Below are 17606 nucleotides of genomic sequence, written 5' to 3'. Positions count from 1 at the left end.
CCGTGGTCCATCGTGGACGCCAGGAACTGTAACAGCCACGCTGAGAGCACATTTGGCCCTCGGCGCGGAGTGCGCTGAGCGTGACGCGTTCGGGCGCGACGGTGCCGCACATCGGCCAGCAGCGTCACGGTAGCCAGGTGGCCCTCCTCCCCTACCCGAGCTCCGCGTTGGGCGCGGGCTGCGGCTCGGTGCCCGACGTGGGGGTGCATGCGATAGAAGGTAGGCGGTGCTGGTGCCGCGGCGCTACAAGTAGCGCCGCATTGGCATCCTGTGGTTAGAGCTCGTGTTCGTGGCCGGGTGTGCCGTCGTCGAGATCACGATGGTGGTCAGCGATCGCCATTCGCTCACGTACGGCAATCTTGCGGCGCAGCACATCGGCGGTGGGGCAGCCGGTTTCCTCCAGTACCGCCGGCGTCGGGTTCAGCAGCAGGCTCCATCCCGGTTTGCGGCCCCGCATCATCATGCGTTCTTCGGCGGCGCGGGCCTTCTCCTTGGCTTCGGGGCTGTCGGCTGCCAGTCGTAGCTCCAGTGTGAGTGCCGCGAGTTCGGCTTTTTTGGCGTCGAGTTGGTCGCCGTGTTCGAACGGTGCGGGTGGGTTGGCCTGCAGATCATCGAGTTGGCGTTGGTCGCTGTCGAGGTTGGCCTGCAGGTTGGCGCGATGGGCGGGCAGTCCGCTGTAGAGGTTCTCGATACGCTTGACCAGTCCGCGTGCCTTGGCGGCGCCGGTCTCCCCCGATGAGGCAGTGTCCAATAGATCGTGGCTCTTGATGTCGGACGTGCGTGAGGGTACCGCCAGCCGCAGGATCAGCATGTCGTGCATGAGCGAGCGCGAACCAAGCACCTCCACACCGTTGATCGTGATGCCGATCGGCTCGAAGCGGGAGGCGCCCTCTTTGAGCCGGTGATAGGCCTGGCGGCACGCTGACGACACGGCGCCGGCCTGGTTGGCTCGGTCGCTGTACGTCTTCCCATCGATCGCAATCTTGAGTGGCGTTTCGTTGGCGATATGCTGTTCGACGTCGGCGACGTGTGAGTCGAGCTTTTCGATCTGGTTGTGCTGATGGGGAATTGAGCGTTCCAGTTCTCTGACTCTCCAGTCGCGTTGCCGTACTGAATCGTGATGTGCGCGTTCGAGGGAGCTCAGGCGGCGCACCTCGTCGTCGAGTTCGACCTGCCGGATGTAGCGGGGGTCGCCGGTGGCGATCGCCTTGGTCTCGGCGGCAGCCGAGCCGATGTCGCCGCCGCTGAGGTCTTCGATTTCGAGGTCGACGACCTCTTTGCGGCGCATCTGTTCGATGAACAGCGATTTGGCTTGCACTTTCTGCCACATCACGGTGTCGTAAGTTCCCTCGGTGACGTAGTTGAAGATGTCCACTTCTTCGTTCTGGTTGCCTTGGCGGATGATTCGACCCTCGCGTTGTTCGAGGTCGCATGGCCGCCAGGGAACGTCGACGTGGTGCAGAGCCGCAGCTCGTGCTTGCACGTTGGTGCCCGTGCCCATCTTCTCAGTGCTTCCTATCAAGACCGACACCTCGCCGCGATTGCATTGGGCGAAAAGCGCTTTCAGTTCGCTGGGTTTGCGTGCTTCATGAACGAATCTGATCGCTGAGGCCGGCATCCCGCGTGCGATGAGTTCGTCTTTGATGGCCTGGTAGATGGTGAACTGGTTGGGGTCTTTGGACGGTGTGCCACGGTCGCAGAACACGATCTGCAACGGGCCGGTGCGGTCGAGTGGTTCTCCGGTGTCCATGTCGTGGTAGACGCGGTCGGCCAGCCGGGTGTGGACGCCCATGATGCGGTCGGCCACGGCTTCGGCACGGCTGTAGGCGGGCTTGGGAAGGTGCGCCAGCCGTGGATCGAGCGACACATTGCGGCCATCGTTGGCGATCTTGAGGGTGTTGTCGCGGTGAGCCTGCCGGGCGTCGAGGTGGTCGGCTCGGTAACCCAGATCGGCGATGAAGTCGCTGACCTGGATGTCGGGTTGCAGGCTGACGATTTGGCGCTGCCCGGTGCGCAGTGCCGGCAATCTCACCGGCACCATGTCGCGGGTGACGACGTCGGTGTAGGCCGACGACAATGCCAGAAGTTCGGGCAGATTGGTGAACTTGCCGACCCGGGTGACGGGCCGCAGCTTGGTTCCGGTGGCGTTGACTTCGACCGTCGTGACGGTGGTGGTAAAGGCCGCGCCCCAATCGCCCAAGTCTTCAACACCTGCGTCGCGCATGAGGTCGGGGCGCAGGTAGCTCTGCATCACCCACAACTCCCCCAGTGAGTTGGCGATCGGCGTTCCGGTTGGCAAGGTAGCGACTCGCTCGACGACCTTGTCCTCGGGGATGCCGGCAGCGCGGGCCTCGTCGCGCCGCCGTTGCCGAAGTATCCTCAGTTTGAGGGTGAGGTCCTCGGCACGTTGGCTGGACGTGGGGCAGGACAACTCTTCGATGTTGCAGACGCGGGCCTTGTTTTTGTACATGTGGGCTTCGTCGATGAACAGGTAGTCGCATCCGCAGTTCTCAAAGCCCAGACCTTGATCTTTGCGGGCCTGATCAACGAGCCGTTGCAGCCGCTCCTGGGTCTGTTTGATGGCGAGCTCGATGCGCTTGACGGTCCGATCAGAATCTGCGGTGGCCAGTTGCGCGCGAAGATCGTCGAGTTGCTCTTCTACGTAGTCTCGCACTACAGCCGCGTTCACGCGGATCGCAGTGAACGCGGATTGCGGAATGATGACCAGATCCCAATCGCTGGAAGCTGATTGGGCGATGAACCGGCGACGTCCTTCTGCGGTGGTGGCGGCCGACCCGAGAAGCACCCGCGCTGCGGGGTACCACTGGTTGGCTTCCCGGCCGACCTGCTCGACGATGTGGTTGGGCACCACGATCCATGGTTGACGGACCAGGCCGAGCCGGCGCAGCTCCATCGCAGCCATCAGCATGGTGCCTGTTTTCCCGGCCCCCACAACGTGATCGAGAAGAGTGGCGGGCTCGGCGATGATGCGCGCGACAGCGTTGCGCTGGTAGAAGTGCGGCGTGAAGTGATCCGACAATCCGGGTAGCTGCAGTTTGGAGCCGTCGTAGCTGGGCGCTCGCAACGAGTTGAATCGCTCGTTGTATTCGGCGACGAGAACCTCGGTGCGTTGTGGGTCGTTGAAGATCCACTTTTGGAACTCTTCGGTGATCTTGTCGCACTTGGCCTGTGCGGCGAAGGTCGCCTGGGTGTCGAGCACACCTTCATCGGTGTGCAGAACGATGCTGCGGGAGTTGCAGAGGGCTTCGAGCAGACTCACCGCGTCGCAGCGATCACGGTCCAGTCCCCAGGTCTCGGTCATGAGCCGGCCGTGGCGCTTGTACTTGGCGACATCCACGGTCCAGCGGCCGCCGAGGTGCTCGGCGATCACATCGGTTATCCCGAAGGTTTCCTCGGCGAACTGAGCGATGTAACGTGCGTCGACCCACGGTGCTCCGGGTCGTACCTTGATCTGGTCGGCCGTGCGGTCGGGTGGGACCAGATCGCGCAGCACCTCTGCATAGCGGCGATACACCGGGTTGTGCTCAGCCGCGAGCGCAGCTTCGGTGTGCTTGCGACGCACGTTGCCGGATAGGGCGGTGACAGCGGGGATCAACTCGTCGGGGTCGTCGAGGCTGGGATATACCAGTCCGTCGAGCAGGTCGCGGGCGTCATCGACGGGAACTTCGAGCAGCTCGGCGATGTAGTCGAGATCGACCCGCAGGTTGCGGTCCAGGCTCATCGCCAGTGCATCTTCGGGCGTATCGGCATGGATCCGTTCGGGGGCTGGGGTGAGCAGGTCCGTGGAGAAGATCGGGGATTTGCGGGCCAGCCCGGTGTCTTCGTCGAAGTCCTCCAGCGCGCACACGATGGCCCACCCAGGGTCGTGGCGCATGCCTCCGTCTAGATGGGACCGTTTCTTGTAGGGAGCGGGGGCTTCCCAGGCGGCGCTGTCCCATTGTGCGACTAGCTCGTCGGGGATTGGGCCACGGTACGGGGCGCCGGGTTGTCCTTCCTTTTCCCGCCATCGGGCCTCGGTGGCGGCGAGTTTTTCATCGTGACGCGCCTGGGTGATCTCTTTCGGGTGGACCCACGTGAATCGGTTGATCGGACCGTGCCGGCGCACGTAGTTGTCGTAGAGCGTGTTGAGGTGGCCGCGCAGTTGGTCACGCTCGGCTTGCGGGCGGCCGTCGCGTTGGGAGTGAATGAGGCTGGTGGCGACGTCGCGGAGGGCGATCAGCTCACGGGTCTCGCCCAGTCGAGACTTCGGGGTCTTGTTTGGCTCCCAGGCGTGGCCAGACCAGTAGTCGATGCTCTTGGTCTCGGGGTTGTAGCGCAGGGTGTAGAGGGGCGTCTCCTCGCCACGGTCGGCGGCGGTGATCAGGCCCGGGTCGAAGGTTTCGGCAGAGACGACGGTGAGGTCGCCGACGGTGGCGGTGAGGCCTCGGCTGCTGTCGATGGCGTCATCGATGATTTCGGTCAGGCATTGGTCAAGCTGCTGCGCCAGCGCGGGCCCGGTTTCGCCGTCGACGGCGAGGCTGGGTGAGCCGTTGAGGCCTCGACCGATCCGCATACTGCCCAGTACGTGACCGGGGTGGGCGGCGTAGTAGCTGTTGATGAACAGGTCGGTGGGCTCGCCTTCGTCGTCGAGCATGGGCGCGGTGGTGGTAACCCACTCTGGGGCGACATCGGGTACGGGCTGTTGCGGGTCGCGGCGGCGCAAGATGAGCAGATCGGTGACCACGTCGGTTCCGGCGACTCGGCTAAATGCCTTGGACGGCAGTCGAACTGCTCCGATGAGGTCGCCGTATCCGGCGATGGCGCGGCGGGCGGTGTCTTTGGTGGCATCGAGGGTATAGCGGCTGGTGAGGACCGCGACGTATCCACCAGGGGCGGTCAGGGCCAACGATTTTACGATGAAGTGGTTATGGACGGTCAGGCGTTGAGGATTGTGGCTGGGATCCGCGATGACGTACTGGCCGAAGGGGACGTTGCCGATGACCGCGGCGAAGCTGTTCTCGGGGACGCGTGTGGCTTCGAACCCTTCATGTCGGATCTGGGCCGAGGGATACAGATGGGCAGCGATCGCCGCGGTGATCGCGTCGTTCTCGACTCCGACCATGACCGCGTCTTCGGGTGCGTGGCTGATGAATGTGCCGCTGCCGCATCCGGGTTCGAGGACCCGGCCACCGGAGAATCCGGCACGCCGCACTGCTTGCCAGATGATCTGTGCCAAAGCGGGATCGGTGTAGTGGGCGTTGAGTACCGAGGCTTCGGCCTGGCGGTACTGATCGGGGGTGAGTAGGTCGTGGAGGCGTTGACGTTGGTCGGCGAAGGTGTCGTTGCGGTGGTCGAACACTGCTGGCACCGCTCCCCATCCCGACCATGCGGCAAGGACTGCCTGCTCGTCGGTGGTTGCGGGTCGGTCGGCTTCGCGCAGCTTCTCGAGCAGGTCGATCGCGGCGATGTTGGCGCGGACGCGTGCCTTCGCTCCGGAGGGGACTAGCGTGTCGGTGCTGGCGGGAAAGTCGGTCGGGGTTCGGTATGCCGCCGTCGGTGTGGTGGGGGCTGTCGGCCCGGGCGCGGTCTGGTCGGCATCCTGTTGCGGCTGGTCCGGGTCGGCCGAGACCGTTGGCGTGGGGACGGGCTCGGCCGGTTTTTGCGGTGGCGGAAGTTCGTGGCCACCGGGGTCGATCGTGCGTGGGTCGGTGGGTTGGTCGACGACCTCGTCGAAAAGTGAGGGTTGGGCTAGCGCTCTGGCAGGCCGTCGTGGCGCAGATCGTTGTAGACCAGGTCGGCCAGTGTCGCGGCCAGCGGGTCGTGCTGATGGGTGGGCAGCGGAAGCTGGTCCTCGGCGCGGGCCGCCAGCAGATACTGCGCCTTGATCCGAAACACTGCCGAGAAATCCGGGGCCGGCCAAATCGCCGCGGCCAGGTCCTCGATCTGCTCGCTGGGCTCGCTGCGATACCGGGGGCTCGTCCAGCGCTGATCCCAGGGCACCTGGCTGCGAGCCAGTGTCTCGGTCGTCGGTGCTTCGAGATCGTTGGGGTCCTCGGTCTGGGGAATCTGTTCGTAGAGTTCGTTGTTGAGCACTGTTTCCATCGCCTGCGACCGGGCGTTGTTCAGCAGCCCGACTTTGGTCAGATAGTCCGGCGGGTGACCGTTCTGGTTCTGCCAGTGTTGAACGGCCTGCTCCCCCATTTGGGCTGCTAGGTCCGCGATCTGCAGGCTGATCCGCGAAGCCTCGTTCTCCAGGAACTTCTCGCGCTGGCCGGCGGTCCAGTTCTGGGGTAGTTGGAGGTGCTGGCTGTAGATGTTGTCTACGATCTGGCGTATCTCCGGGCTGGTCACTGCCACCTTCCCCGTCGAGGATGCTGAACAGGTCGGGCTGATCTTGGCCCGGACCTGTGCGTCGCTTTCCTGCCATATTGTCCTCTCCTGGGTGATGGTGTCGGGATCTGGGTAGCCCAGCGCGGCGCAGAAGTTCCGCCATCCCTGCTCGGCAAGGGCTTTACGGCGAGCTCGGGCCGCCGCAGCGCGAGGGTTGACGGCGCTCATCGCGGTCTCCTTGCCGGCGGTCGGGTTGACAGATGTCGGCATCCGGCGCGAGATGAGGTCATCGGCTCTGCTGTAGGCAGGCCGCGGCCTCGACCAACAACGCGGTGATGTGGCGACGATGCTCGACCGGCAGAGTCCGCAGCTGAGCAAGTGCGGTTCGCAGCGTCATCGTGGTGGTGGGCCGGTTGCAGCATGCCTGAGCCTGGTTCCACAGCGGGTCTGTCACGTCAGCCAGGTGCAGTTGGCGGGCCGTGGCGAGTACCCATTGGATTCCGTGCCCATGACCGGCCCCGGATGCCGTGTGGATGAGGGCGGCCAGCGGGGTACGCGCGATGCCCGACCACCAGATGGTGTCCCTGTAGGTGATGCCGATGCCGGTCAGCGTTTGATCAGCCAGCGTGATCGCGTCGTTGGGGCTTGCGATGCGCGCGAGAGGGTCATGTCGCAGGAAGAGCCGAAGACGTCGCCCCACGGTGCGGGGTGGACGGATGTGTCGAGAGAGGGTGTGAGTGCTCATGATTCATTCGTCCTTTCGGTTAGGTTCCTTGTCTGCGCTGGATTGGCATGCAAGTAGGCGGCGACGTTGATGCGGGCAGCGTTGATGTCGAGACCTGTGAGTGAGAGCAGCAGGCCGCGTTTCAGCTCGGTCGGCAACCGGTCCCAGCAGGAGTCGCACGGATGGTGGTGGTCGTTGACGGTCTGTCCGCAGCCGCCGGGGCACCTTGGTAGGACTGTCTTTTCGAGTCGGGATGCGGACATGCCCTGTTGGGTGTCCGGTGCGGCCACATAGGCGTAGGTCCAGCGGATCGGATGCCCGCATGTGCGGCATTGCGACGGAGGCGGTATCAGCGCGGTCAGGGGCATGAAAGGGTCAGTCCCTTCGCTCGGTGGCAGTGGTGGTGAGCGTCGTCGGGCGGTTTGGTCACGATGCGTCTTCGCTTGCGATGCTGTAGAGAGTGGGGGCTGTGTCGTGGCCATGGCCGTGGGGTTCGGGCATGTCGGCGGCGGAGTCGACGACGCAGAAGTCCAATGTGGCGTCGCGCAGACGTGTGCGTAGTGAGAGGTCGAGGTAGTCGGCGTTGATGTCAATGCCGATGTATCGGCGCCCGGTGCGTTGGGCTGCCAGGCCGGTTGTTCCTGCACCGTTGCACGGATCGAGGACGGTCCCTCCAGGTTTGCATCCGGCAATGACGCACTTTTGGGCCAGTGTGGGTGGCATGACGGCGAAATGAGCGTGTGGGAATGGGATGGTGCTGATCGACCAGACGTCGCCGGGGTTGCGGCCTCGGGGGTGGTTCATTTGGTCGAGGCGCATCGTTTCCCGCTTCCCTTCTCCGACATAGGGTTTGCCTTCACGGGCGGCGCGTCCTGTTGGTGAGCGGTGGGCGGCTACCCTTTTGATGCTGGTCTCAGCGTGAGATTCGCGGATGGCGTCGAGGTCGAACCAGTAGTTCGGCGATTTCGTGAGCAGGAAGACATATTCGTGTCGTGATGACGGTCGATCGGTGACACTTTCGGGTTTGGCGCAGGGCTTTTCCCAGACGATGTCTCGGCGCAGGATCCAGCCGTCATCCTGGAGCGCGAAGGCCACCCTCCAGGGGATTCCGAGGAGCTGCTTTCGGCCGATGGTGCCGGTGGTGTTGATTCGCCCGGGCATGACGTCGGGTCGGCTGCGTCCTGAGGTTGGCCCAGCTGAGGCGTCAGCACGGGTGCTGTAGGTGTCGCCGAGGTTGAGCCATAGGGTGCCGTCGTCGGTGAGGACGCGGCGCAGCTCGGTGAAGAGGTCTCGAAGGTTGGCAACGTATTCGGCTGGTGTTGACTCCAGCCCGTACTGTCCTTCGGCACCGTAGTCGCGGAGGTTGAAATATGGCGGGCTGGTGACGATGCAATCCACTGAGCCACTGGGGAGTTCGCGTGCGACGTCGAGCGCCTTGCCGTGGTACAGCGTCACCTGGTCGTCGCGGAAGTACGGTGACAGGGTGGGATGGGGCGCGCTGTGCTGGGCGGGATCGAGTGTGGACACGCGATGCTTGTGGGCGCGGGTCATCGTGTTGTCCAGGCGGAGCGGCGCAGGTGGCGGCGGCGCCGCGCGGTCAGCATGAGAGTGAGATTGTCGGCGAGGTCGGGGGCAGGTGCGGGCGGTCGAGCCGCGACTGGACGTGGATCGGTGCAGAGTGTCGTGGCCATGATGGGGTTCCTTTCACCGAGGTGGGCCGGTCATGCAGGCGCCGAGATGGCCGTTCGTTGATCCTGGTCGGACGAGTACAGCTGGACGTCTGGGTTGGTGGCGGTGCGCAGGATTGCGTCGCTGACGGTGGTGGCGGCCTCGTGCAGCAGCATGTGGCCGGCGTGGGGCAGGTGTATGCGCGTGACATCGGGAATAGCCGCGGCCATGGAGTCGGAGTGGACGGGTGGAGTGAGAAGGTCTGTCCCCCCGCTGATTACGGTGGTGGCTGCGCAGATGTTGGGCAGCACGTGGTGGCGGTCGTAGGTCTTAAGGGATTGCAAGAACCCCAGAGTGGTTGATGTCGGAGTGGATCTGAACGCTTCGGCCAGCGACGCGGAAACCTTCTTGTCGTGGGTGACCAGATCGCACAGTGGTTGTGCCAGGGCGCGCATGACTCGCTCAGTGAGTGCCTGGGGAAAGTGCTTGGCTAGGTTGATGGCGGTGTCCAGGCCGGGCAGAGCGAGCATGCGGCCGAGGCCGTGATCGGTGAGCCGGCCGGCCGAGGTCGCGATAAGGACGAGTCCCTGCGGACGTACGGGTTGTTGGCTGACCGGGCGGGCAAGGTAGCTCAACGCGGTCATTCCGCCCATGGAGTGCCCGGCGAGGGTGAGCGGGCCGGTGATGTGCAGAGCGGTGAGGACCTCAGCGAGGTCTTGGGCGAGCCGGTCTGGTGTGTAGGTGTGTAGCGGCGCCTGCTCGGACCGGCCGTGTCCTCGGTGGTCGGGCTGGATGATGCGGATGCCTGGGCGGCGTAGGGCTCGGGCTGGGCGGTACCAGGACTGCCTTCGCAGGCACAGTCCGTGGAGGAGCACGACGGTGTGTTCGATATTCCCGTCGGGGATGTGATCGGAGACGCACAGCCTCACACCGTCACTGCTGTGGACCGTGTGCCGGTGTGGCCCGGTTCGAGCGGCAGGTGCTGGAATGGTATGGAGGCGTTGGATGCTCGCTGAGGGCCGGATCATGGCTGTGCCTCACTCTCGCTTTCTCCACAACCGCCGGGGCCGAATTGCCTCCAGGGCACGAATCGGTAGCTGCCGTTGCGCAGCGGACACCAGAAGCCCCAGTCACGCACGCGAGGGCCGGTGACGACGAGAGTTAGGCAAGGGATTTCGTGTCCCTTAGGAGTGCGAGGCAGCCGCACGCTGTGGCGGTGCTGGGCCTGGCGTAGCGCTAGGCTGCCGGGGCGGCGGGAGGTGATCCGGCTGGGTTGGACCTCGGTATAGCTTCCAGTGAGGATCAGCGATGCGAACCACCATGGATGGTCGTGGCACGTCGGGTCGTCGGATGCCACGAAGCGGTGCAGATAGATGTTGCACAGCGGGTTTCGCGGAATGAGATACCACCGCTGCAGGTACGGCGCACCGTGGTTGTAGATGATTTGGTGTGGTTGCCTGCGCAGTAGCACCGCCAGCCAGGACCCTGGGTTCGGTGTACTGATGGTGGCGCTCATGTCAGCCTCGGATCAGGCCAGGTAGGTCAGAGGGCGAAAACCGCTGAGGCAGTGGGTATTCGGTGACCACTATCGGTTGCTGACCACTGACTGGCGGCCGGCTGTCCTCAAGGAGGCGGATGGTGGTCAAGATCCCTGCAAGGCAGAGGATGACACCGAGGAGGATGCCGAGTACGAAGAACCAGATGAACCACGAGTTCACCTGGCTGTTCACCCCGCTGGCAGCTGATTGGCTCGCCCTGCCCACGGCATCCAACGCTGACATTGCGGAGCGGTGCGCCCTTGCTGCTGAGGTGGATGAGCTGTCGGCTGCGCTTGCTGCGATAGCCGCGCAGGAACGCGCGGTGGCGGTCATGGTCCCTGTAGAGGCAATTTCGGACCAGCTCAGTGGGCCAGCGGCGGAGTCTTGGGGGGCTGCGTACTCATCGTTCAATTCGTCGCCGACGTTGGGAGCCATGCGTGACGTCATGACGGTGATCCCTTTCGCCCCAGCAGGAGTTGAAGCGCGTAGGCGCTGCAGGGAGCGTTGAAGGCGTCCTCGAGGCGGTCGATTTCGTCGTCGTCGCAGCTGCGCGCTGCCGACCAGGTGACGATGCGGCCACGGGCGGGATGCTTGATGATCTTTCCGTCGGCGTGGAGTTTGAGCAGAGCTCGGTACACGCGCTCTTGCAATGGCGGATAGTGTTCGGTTCCACCAGGCTGTAGCGGCTGAGCTGGTGCGTTGGCTCGCAGCTCGCTGGTACTGCGCGGCTTCGCCGCGGTGCGAAGTTGAGCCAGGATGTCATCGCGCAGCATGGTGTTGAGGTGCTGCTCAAACTTTCGGTCAGGCACCGATCTGCTCCTTGCGTGCGGCGGCGACGGCGGTAACGGCGCGACGGCGCGTGTGTTCGGCGTGGGCGTTGGTCCATGCCTGGTCGAACTTGCGTTGTTCGGTGGCAACGAAGCGCATTGCGGCGGCGATGTCGTTGCGGCGGTTGAATTCCTGAGGATGGAGCTGTCGCGCGGCGACCTTGCGAAGCTTCTCGCGCGCCTCATCCATGTCGCAGTCTTCGGCGCGGTCACCCGGGAGCTGGACGCCGGCCCAGACGCCGTCGGTTTCGGCGAGATCGAGGGCGGCCTGGGCGCATTGAGGCTGAAACGGGCAGTTGTTGCAGATCCGGATGACGCGGGCGCGTGGCACGGGGTGCCGTGGGAACCACTTGTCGGGATTGTCGTAGCGGCACAGGCCGCGTGTCTGAGGAGTGCCGCTCGCTGTGTCCGCCATTGTCGACCCCTTCTGCGTAAAGACGACCCTGTGTAGTCAACTATGGTTGTTATATCACGCCTTTAGTTGATTTTCTACATGCTCTTTGTTGAGCAAAAGTGCGCACGGGTTTCGACGTGGCCCGGGTCGTCGCTGATCGCGGTCCAAGCCGGTTCCAGCAATTCGGGGATCACGACTCCGGCGGATGCCACGAGTGCCTGTGCGCGGAGGCAGTGATTGCGCCGAATGTGAGCGTCGGTCGATTCGGCAGCGAGTTCCAGGCTGGCCCGTGCCTCCTCGATGAGGTCGAGTTCTCGGGCATCCAGCGGCGGGGTTCCGCCTGGATATAGTCCGTGGCGAGCTGCGCGTCGGGCGTGTTGGTCTGCCAGGTCAAATGCGTATTCGGCAGCTTGTGCCGCGGCGAGGGCGGATGCCGCCCCCGCCGGGTCTGCGGGCGAGCACTTCGTGAGCTGTTCGGCTGCGTCGTCGAATGCCTTGGCGAGTGCTCGTGCGAAGCGGTCGGCGCTGTCGGCCAGTGTTGGGCGGTCCAGTGCTGAGCGTGGATCGCCCACGAATTGTTGGTAGCGCTGCCGGACGCGGGCAAGTGTGTCAGCAGCGATGAGGACCATGGACGCGGTGCGGGCTGTGACCTGCGGTGATGGTGCGACCGTCGCGGCGGGATGCCCCTTTCGGGCGAGCTGACTCAACATTAGTTGATTTTAGTTGACCATTACAGGCGGATGTCTACAAACCAGGTCGTGTTTGGCCTTCTATGGTTGATCAGGCCCTATAGTTGTGGTTCACAAGACACAAGTGTGTGAGCAGCAGTTTGTGAGGCATTCGAGCGGGAAGTGGCGATGGCGAAGGCGGAACCCGAGGCGGACGGCGTTGACCCGGCGATCGCACGTGTGGGCCGGGCTGTGGCTGACCGGCGTCTCGAAATGGGTATGGCCACGCAACGCGATCTGGCTGAGGCAGCAGGTGTCGCTCTGAACACCGCCGCGTTCTTGGAACGGGGGCGCACCTTTCCCCGCGAGGGCAACCAGCGCAAACTGGAAACTGCCCTGAACTGGCCGCCCGGCACCCTGCGCTCGATGCTGCGTGACGACCCGCCCGCCGGCCACACCGGTCGAGAGCGGATGGCCGCGGCTGAGCCTGTCGTGCACACCCATGTCGGGGCGCAGTCGCCAACGGGTGCTGCCTCGACCACGGTGCACACCATGGCGATCGCGAGTGCGGTAGCAGCCATCGCGACGAAGTCGATCGCGGTGATGCTGCGCCACGATGATCCAGAGACCGGTCCGACGTTGCGTGAGCTCGACCGCATGTTGCTGGAGTTGGAAAAGGTTATTGCCGCGAGCCTTCCGCACGCGGCGGATGCCTTCGACGAGACGATGTCGGCGCTAGCCGACGTTCACCGCCAGCGCGAGGTTCTCCGGGATGCTGCGCGTCAGGTGAGCTGAGTTGGGGCCGCTTCCAGCCTCAGGCAGCGACGGGACGACGAGCAACGAAATCGGCCGGCATCGGCGCGACCTTGACGACGTCGCCGGTTTGAGGCGCGTGCACCACCTGGGTAGGCGAAATGGCCAGCATGACGTGGCCTGGCCCCCTGTCATCCCATGACCCTTTCGGAAAAATGATGTCGCCTTCCTGCACGTCACCGGGCGCCACGGGTAGACCCTGTTTTACCTGGCTATAGGTGTCGGGGCCGAGTGTGACGCCGGCTTGCCGCCATGCCCACTGGGTGAGCCCGGAGCAGTCGAACACGTTGGGACCCTTAGCGCCCCATACGTAGGGGGTTCCGCGTTTGGACAGCGCTGCTTTGACCGCTGACTGGGCCAGAGGTCCGCCGCCGGAACCGGCCAGCGCCGGCGTGCCCGGCCCTCCCAATGTTCCGCCGGGTCCGCTTCTCTTGAAGCCAGCGCTGCGGGTGAAGGCGGAGAGGTTGGGGATCAGGCCGGCGCCGCCGAGGCCGGGTAGTCCACCACCGCCCATTCCCCCGCCGCCCATGGGCATCCCGCCGCCCATCGGGCCACCCATGCCGCCACCCATCGGCATACCGCCGCCATAGCCTCCTGCAGCGCTGCGAATCGCATTGGCCAACATCACGTTGCGTGACTCGGAAACCTTGAGCAACGCTTTGGCACGGTCGAGCTGGGACTGCAGATGGTTGACCAACTGGGTCTTACCGGCCGGGGTGTCGGTGCTGGGAGCAATCGCAGCCACTCCCCTACGCGTGTCGGCGTTGACGTCGTCCATCCCGCCACCACCAGACTGAGAGGTCTGGGCCGCCCCCGTGAAACCCGGCGCAGTTCCTCGATCAGCGCCGATCACATTGTCCAGAGCCACCACACGACCGCCGCTGGCCGACAGATGCGTCGTCGCGCTCGCCCCGCCCCACCCCGCCAGCACTCCCCCGGCCTGGGCCAAACTGTCCTTACCAGCGCTCAGCGCCGGTGTGCTCGACCATCCGCCGGCCGTCGGCGCCGGGCCGAACATCTTGCGCGCGTCACCGAGCACCTGGCCGGCCTCGGCCACAAGCGCATCAAGTGACATGCCCCGCAGTATGAACGAACACCACCACCAACCTCCAACACCCACCCCAACTTCACCGAAAACCCGATGAGGTGGCGTGCAGCATCAGGCTGGGGAAGGCAGGGGCCAGGAAGCGCTCCGGGTCAGTGGAACCAAACGCGCCAAGGCTGCGTCGAACCTGTTATGGATGCTGACGAGCGGCTCGCCGCGGTAGCCGAAGGCCTAGATCCCGACGATCCGCGGGTGCGCAACGGGATCGACCTGGTGCGCTGGGAACTGTCGATGATGTTTGGCCCGGCGGCGACGTTGTAGGCGGTAAAGCATGCTGGCATGTCTGAACTGGCGGTTACCCTCGTCGTGTGGCTGAGGCGTACGACATACATATCGGCTACCCGCCGCCGGCACTGTGGGACAAGGTACCCAACGGCTCCGTGAGGCGATACAAATCCCTCGGCGGCACAGGGGTCCGTCCAACGCTCACCTCGGAGCAATTCGACTGGCGCACTCTCGGTTTGACACCACGGTGGATCGGTGAGGACAGCAGCGGAGCGCTTGCCGCGATCGAACCCAGCCAGGTTTTCAACCGCGGCGCGGCCGAGTGGACACGGTTCATCACTGGGTCACGTCATCGAAACGAGGTCGCACTGGCGGTGTCGATGATCGGGCATCCCAGACCACCATCGGAGATGAATGTCCGGGACATCTTCGGCGGAGCTGACGAACGTGTCGACCTTCCAGGCTCTGCGAATGGTTTTGGTTCAGTGGGCGGCTTTCGCACGCCACTTGTTGTCGTTCCCGCAATCGTCGAAGGTTTGGGACGTGCCGATCGTGACCTGGCATTACGGCTGATCAATACACGTGGTCTCGCCATGGACTGGTGGACGCTGGACCGCAGCGCAACGATGATCTTCTCCGGAAGCGGTGGACCGGGTCAGAAGGTGGAACCCGACGGCTCCTTGCAGCCCCTGCTCGTCTCGACAACCGGGGAAGTGGTCGCCGCGGTGTGGGTCTCCCCGGATGAGCAGCTCCGTCATTACATCATTCCTTGGTTGTCGTCCTGGAAGACCGTTCTGGAATGGCTGGCGCAGCATGCCATTCCAGAGTTCGTGCCGTCGGCGGTACGCCGAATCCACGCCAATCTCGGCGAAGATCCTGCCCTGCAGACTGTTGCCGAAACGTCCGCGGCTGCGGCCCGGGCGGAACTCGACGAGCAATACCGGGTGCAGTGCGAGCAGCTCGGCGAGATACTCGAGGAAGCCCGTTCCGCTGCAGACGAGGTGCGTTTCAACCTGTTGTACGGCAGGTCCACATCTCTCGAGGATGCTGTCGCGGCAGTGCTGACGGACGCCGGGATGACGGCTGTTCCCCTCGACAGCGACCTCAAGAACACTGCAAGCGCTGACCTACTCGTCACCTACCAAGCTCGACAGCGCCTGGTCGAGGTCAAAAGCGAGTCGGGCAATGCCTCAGAGAAACTTGTTGGAGATGCACGGAAACACCTCGACACCTGGTCAGCCCTACGGCCAGACGTTGCGATCGAGGGCGTTTCGCTCGTCATCAACCATCAGATCAAGACCTATCCCGGCGACCGCGCCCACCAGGCGTACACAAGACCGGAATTCGTGCAGTCTTTGACGATCCCGGTCGTCACGACCATTGCGCTTTTCGACGCATGGCGTCGGCGCGATTTCGAAGCCATACGCACCGCTGTGCTCGGAGTCGCTCCCCCACAGCCTGGCAAACCCGCCGTCGAGCAGGAAACGCGGCCGGTTACTGAGTTGCCCTCGCGCACGCCCCGTGTGCGACGGTGGTGGAGCCGAACCCGAGATTGTTGATGCAGGCGCGGATGACCCGTTGCCGCTGAACCACCTCTACCGGCCACCGCATGTCGGAAGTCACCGCTACCGTTTGATCCCATGGCCTGCCGTCAGCCGTTGTCTCCACCGCCGCTGGCACATCCCGGTGACGTCGATCCTTTCTGCGTCTGGCTCGATGAGCTGGGCTGCGACGTCGCACCGGTCCACGAGCTGGTGTCCTCGATGCTGAGCCGCTACTCCCGCGATGACTACGAGCGCAGCATCTTGACGGCCCGATTCGGCCTAGACGGCCAGGATCGCGCCACCTTGCAGGAGATCGGCGACCAACATGGGATATCACGCGAGCGGGTCCGCCAACTCGTCGACCGTTCCGTGATGCGAGTGGCCGGCCGGGCTCTCAAGTCTGTGGAGGATAGAAATGCCCGCGATACGTTGACTGAGCGGTACGGTCCCGCCGCAGATGTTGAGCCAGTTGTTCGGCGGCTCGCTCTGGAGGCATGCGCGACCGAGACCGGCCCGTTGACAAAGAGTTTCGCAGTCATGAAATTACGCCTCGCCGGGCATCGGGTGTCCGACGCCAAACAGCTTGCCAACGAGGTCCGCTCCCGAGTCGGGAGAGTTCGCCATCGGCTGCGAGAGCTAGAGCGCATTGAGCGCAAAGCGGTCGTAGCCGACACCTACGCCACCTCACACCTGCAACGCTGGCTCAGTCACGTCGAGTGGCCGGCCGACACCACCATGTCCCCCTTCCCGATTCCCAGCCACGCGGCTCGCCGCGTAGATATCGATGAAGAAGGACGCGGCGCAACATTTCTCGACAAGCTGGGCCGCGACGCCGCCTGGGATAGCCGGTTCGAGGCGCGGCTGTTGCGCATCTTGAACGACAGCTCCTTGGTGGAAACATTTCAAGAACAACCCGTACGTGTCCCTTACCAGTGGGGCGGTCATGCAAGGCCGTACTACCCCGATGTCGTGGCACAACTGCGCGATGGCCGCACGGTGCTGATTGAGGTGAAGCCGATCTACGAGGTCGGGTACGCGGTGAATCAGAACAAGTTCGACGCCGGACGCAGTTTCGCGCACAGCCGCGGATGGGGCTGGCTGGTGTGGACTGACCGATACGGCATCCCAACCGGCAGCACAACACCAGCACTGTAGGCTGCCATTTTCGATGGCGGGCGACGACGGCGACGACGCCCTGAACTGCATGTTTCCCCGCGTTGCCACGGAGTTGGCGGATGCGTTCTGCCATCAAGATGGCGGATCCTAAAACGGGACCCGTGGACCCGCCTTGCGCGCGAATTCTGGGAGCTCATTCAGCGATCGATCCGCTTGGCGGACGATACGGTGTCCCTGTGCGACAGATCAGATTGAGCAGCGGTATCGGCGCTGTAACGTCGATCGTGGCAGGCCTGCTGATGGCGGGCTTCATCGTCGCTGCGCCGGCTGCGAATGCCATCCCGAACCCGCACTGCGGCGATGGGGAAAACTACGACCAGTCCGGTTGCCCAGGTGTAGGCGGAACTTATATCGCGGATCCTGGAAACGATCGCTCACTCGGCGCCCGACGCGACGCTTGCGCGATGGTCAACTCCGGTGAGACAGATGCCTTAACCATCGCCAACAAATTGATCGCGCGCTACCACATCACGGCGAGCGAAGCCGATTCATATGTGCGAGGCGCCTTCAGTTCCGCGGCAGGCACCAATTTTATGTGCGCCGAGTCGTAGCGTTGCCGCCCTCATGTCGGCTCTCGCTTGTCCCGGATTGGTG

At 64.1% G+C, this 17606-nt stretch carries 14 protein-coding genes; 5 read left to right on the top strand and 9 right to left on the bottom strand.

Going from position 1 to position 17606, the window contains the following annotated elements:
- Nucleotides 1-274: 274 nt before the first annotated feature.
- The 8 genes from BN4332_RS32075 to BN4332_RS32030 form a co-directional block, all read right to left on the bottom strand.
- Nucleotides 275-5368: a helicase-like domain-containing protein gene (locus tag BN4332_RS32075; RefSeq protein ID WP_235654371.1), complete on the bottom strand. Its 5094-nt coding sequence runs from the start codon at nucleotides 5366-5368 to the stop codon at nucleotides 275-277.
- A gap of 380 nt (nucleotides 5369-5748) precedes the next feature.
- Nucleotides 5749-6558, bottom strand: a complete 810-nt coding sequence (locus BN4332_RS32070) for a hypothetical protein (protein ID WP_235654370.1) — start codon at nucleotides 6556-6558, stop codon at nucleotides 5749-5751.
- A 58-nt stretch (nucleotides 6559-6616) separates the two neighbouring features.
- On the bottom strand, nucleotides 6617-7075 hold the full coding sequence (locus BN4332_RS32065; RefSeq protein ID WP_160110992.1) for a hypothetical protein: 459 nt from the start codon (nucleotides 7073-7075) through the stop codon (nucleotides 6617-6619).
- A 405-nt stretch (nucleotides 7076-7480) separates the two neighbouring features.
- The gene (locus tag BN4332_RS32060; RefSeq protein WP_074133265.1) at nucleotides 7481-8605 is read right to left on the bottom strand and encodes a DNA-methyltransferase; all 1125 of its coding nucleotides are present in this window, start codon (nucleotides 8603-8605) and stop codon (nucleotides 7481-7483) included.
- Nucleotides 8606-8775: 170 nt separating this feature from the next.
- Nucleotides 8776-9651 carry an alpha/beta fold hydrolase gene (locus BN4332_RS32055; RefSeq protein WP_066904283.1) on the bottom strand — a complete coding sequence of 292 codons (876 nt, stop codon included), beginning with the start codon at nucleotides 9649-9651 and terminating at the stop codon, nucleotides 8776-8778.
- A 1052-nt stretch (nucleotides 9652-10703) separates the two neighbouring features.
- Nucleotides 10704-11069 (bottom strand): hypothetical protein, encoded by a 366-nt coding sequence (locus BN4332_RS32040; RefSeq protein ID WP_066904277.1) that lies wholly within the window; start codon nucleotides 11067-11069, stop codon nucleotides 10704-10706.
- The gene (locus tag BN4332_RS32035; RefSeq protein ID WP_066904274.1) at nucleotides 11062-11502 is read right to left on the bottom strand and encodes a WhiB family transcriptional regulator; all 441 of its coding nucleotides are present in this window, start codon (nucleotides 11500-11502) and stop codon (nucleotides 11062-11064) included. Before BN4332_RS32035 ends, BN4332_RS32040 begins: the two co-directional genes overlap by 8 nt.
- Before the next feature lie 74 nt (nucleotides 11503-11576).
- On the bottom strand, nucleotides 11577-12191 hold the full coding sequence (locus tag BN4332_RS32030) for a hypothetical protein (RefSeq protein ID WP_066904271.1): 615 nt from the start codon (nucleotides 12189-12191) through the stop codon (nucleotides 11577-11579).
- 141 nt (nucleotides 12192-12332) lie between these two features.
- On the opposite strand from BN4332_RS32030, the gene BN4332_RS32025 reads away from it, so the two are divergent.
- A complete protein-coding gene (locus BN4332_RS32025) occupies nucleotides 12333-12944 on the top strand; it encodes a helix-turn-helix domain-containing protein (RefSeq protein WP_160110991.1) in 612 nt (203 codons plus the stop codon).
- Nucleotides 12945-12963: 19 nt separating this feature from the next.
- On the opposite strand, the gene BN4332_RS35020 is transcribed toward BN4332_RS32025, so the two are convergent.
- Nucleotides 12964-14037: a C40 family peptidase gene (locus BN4332_RS35020; protein ID WP_066904265.1), complete on the bottom strand. Its 1074-nt coding sequence runs from the start codon at nucleotides 14035-14037 to the stop codon at nucleotides 12964-12966.
- Between the two features lie 162 nt (nucleotides 14038-14199).
- On the opposite strand from BN4332_RS35020, the gene BN4332_RS34995 reads away from it, so the two are divergent.
- From BN4332_RS34995 to BN4332_RS33485, 4 genes are all read left to right on the top strand, one after another.
- Nucleotides 14200-14328, top strand: a complete 129-nt coding sequence (locus BN4332_RS34995) for a hypothetical protein (RefSeq protein ID WP_264077646.1) — start codon at nucleotides 14200-14202, stop codon at nucleotides 14326-14328.
- Nucleotides 14329-14375: 47 nt separating this feature from the next.
- Complete coding sequence (locus tag BN4332_RS32015) at nucleotides 14376-15851, top strand: hypothetical protein (protein WP_160110990.1); 1476 nt, start codon at nucleotides 14376-14378, stop codon at nucleotides 15849-15851.
- A gap of 81 nt (nucleotides 15852-15932) precedes the next feature.
- Entirely contained in the window at nucleotides 15933-16991 is a 1059-nt protein-coding gene (locus BN4332_RS32010) for a TnsA endonuclease N-terminal domain-containing protein (RefSeq protein WP_066904260.1), read from the top strand.
- A 197-nt stretch (nucleotides 16992-17188) separates the two neighbouring features.
- Complete coding sequence (locus BN4332_RS33485) at nucleotides 17189-17563, top strand: hypothetical protein (protein ID WP_160110989.1); 375 nt, start codon at nucleotides 17189-17191, stop codon at nucleotides 17561-17563.
- Nucleotides 17564-17606: the final 43 nt, after the last annotated feature.

The organism is Mycolicibacterium houstonense, from assembly GCF_900078665.2.
Lineage (GTDB): Bacteria > Actinomycetota > Actinomycetes > Mycobacteriales > Mycobacteriaceae > Mycobacterium > Mycobacterium houstonense.
This window is presented reverse-complemented; position numbering and strand designations above follow the sequence as displayed.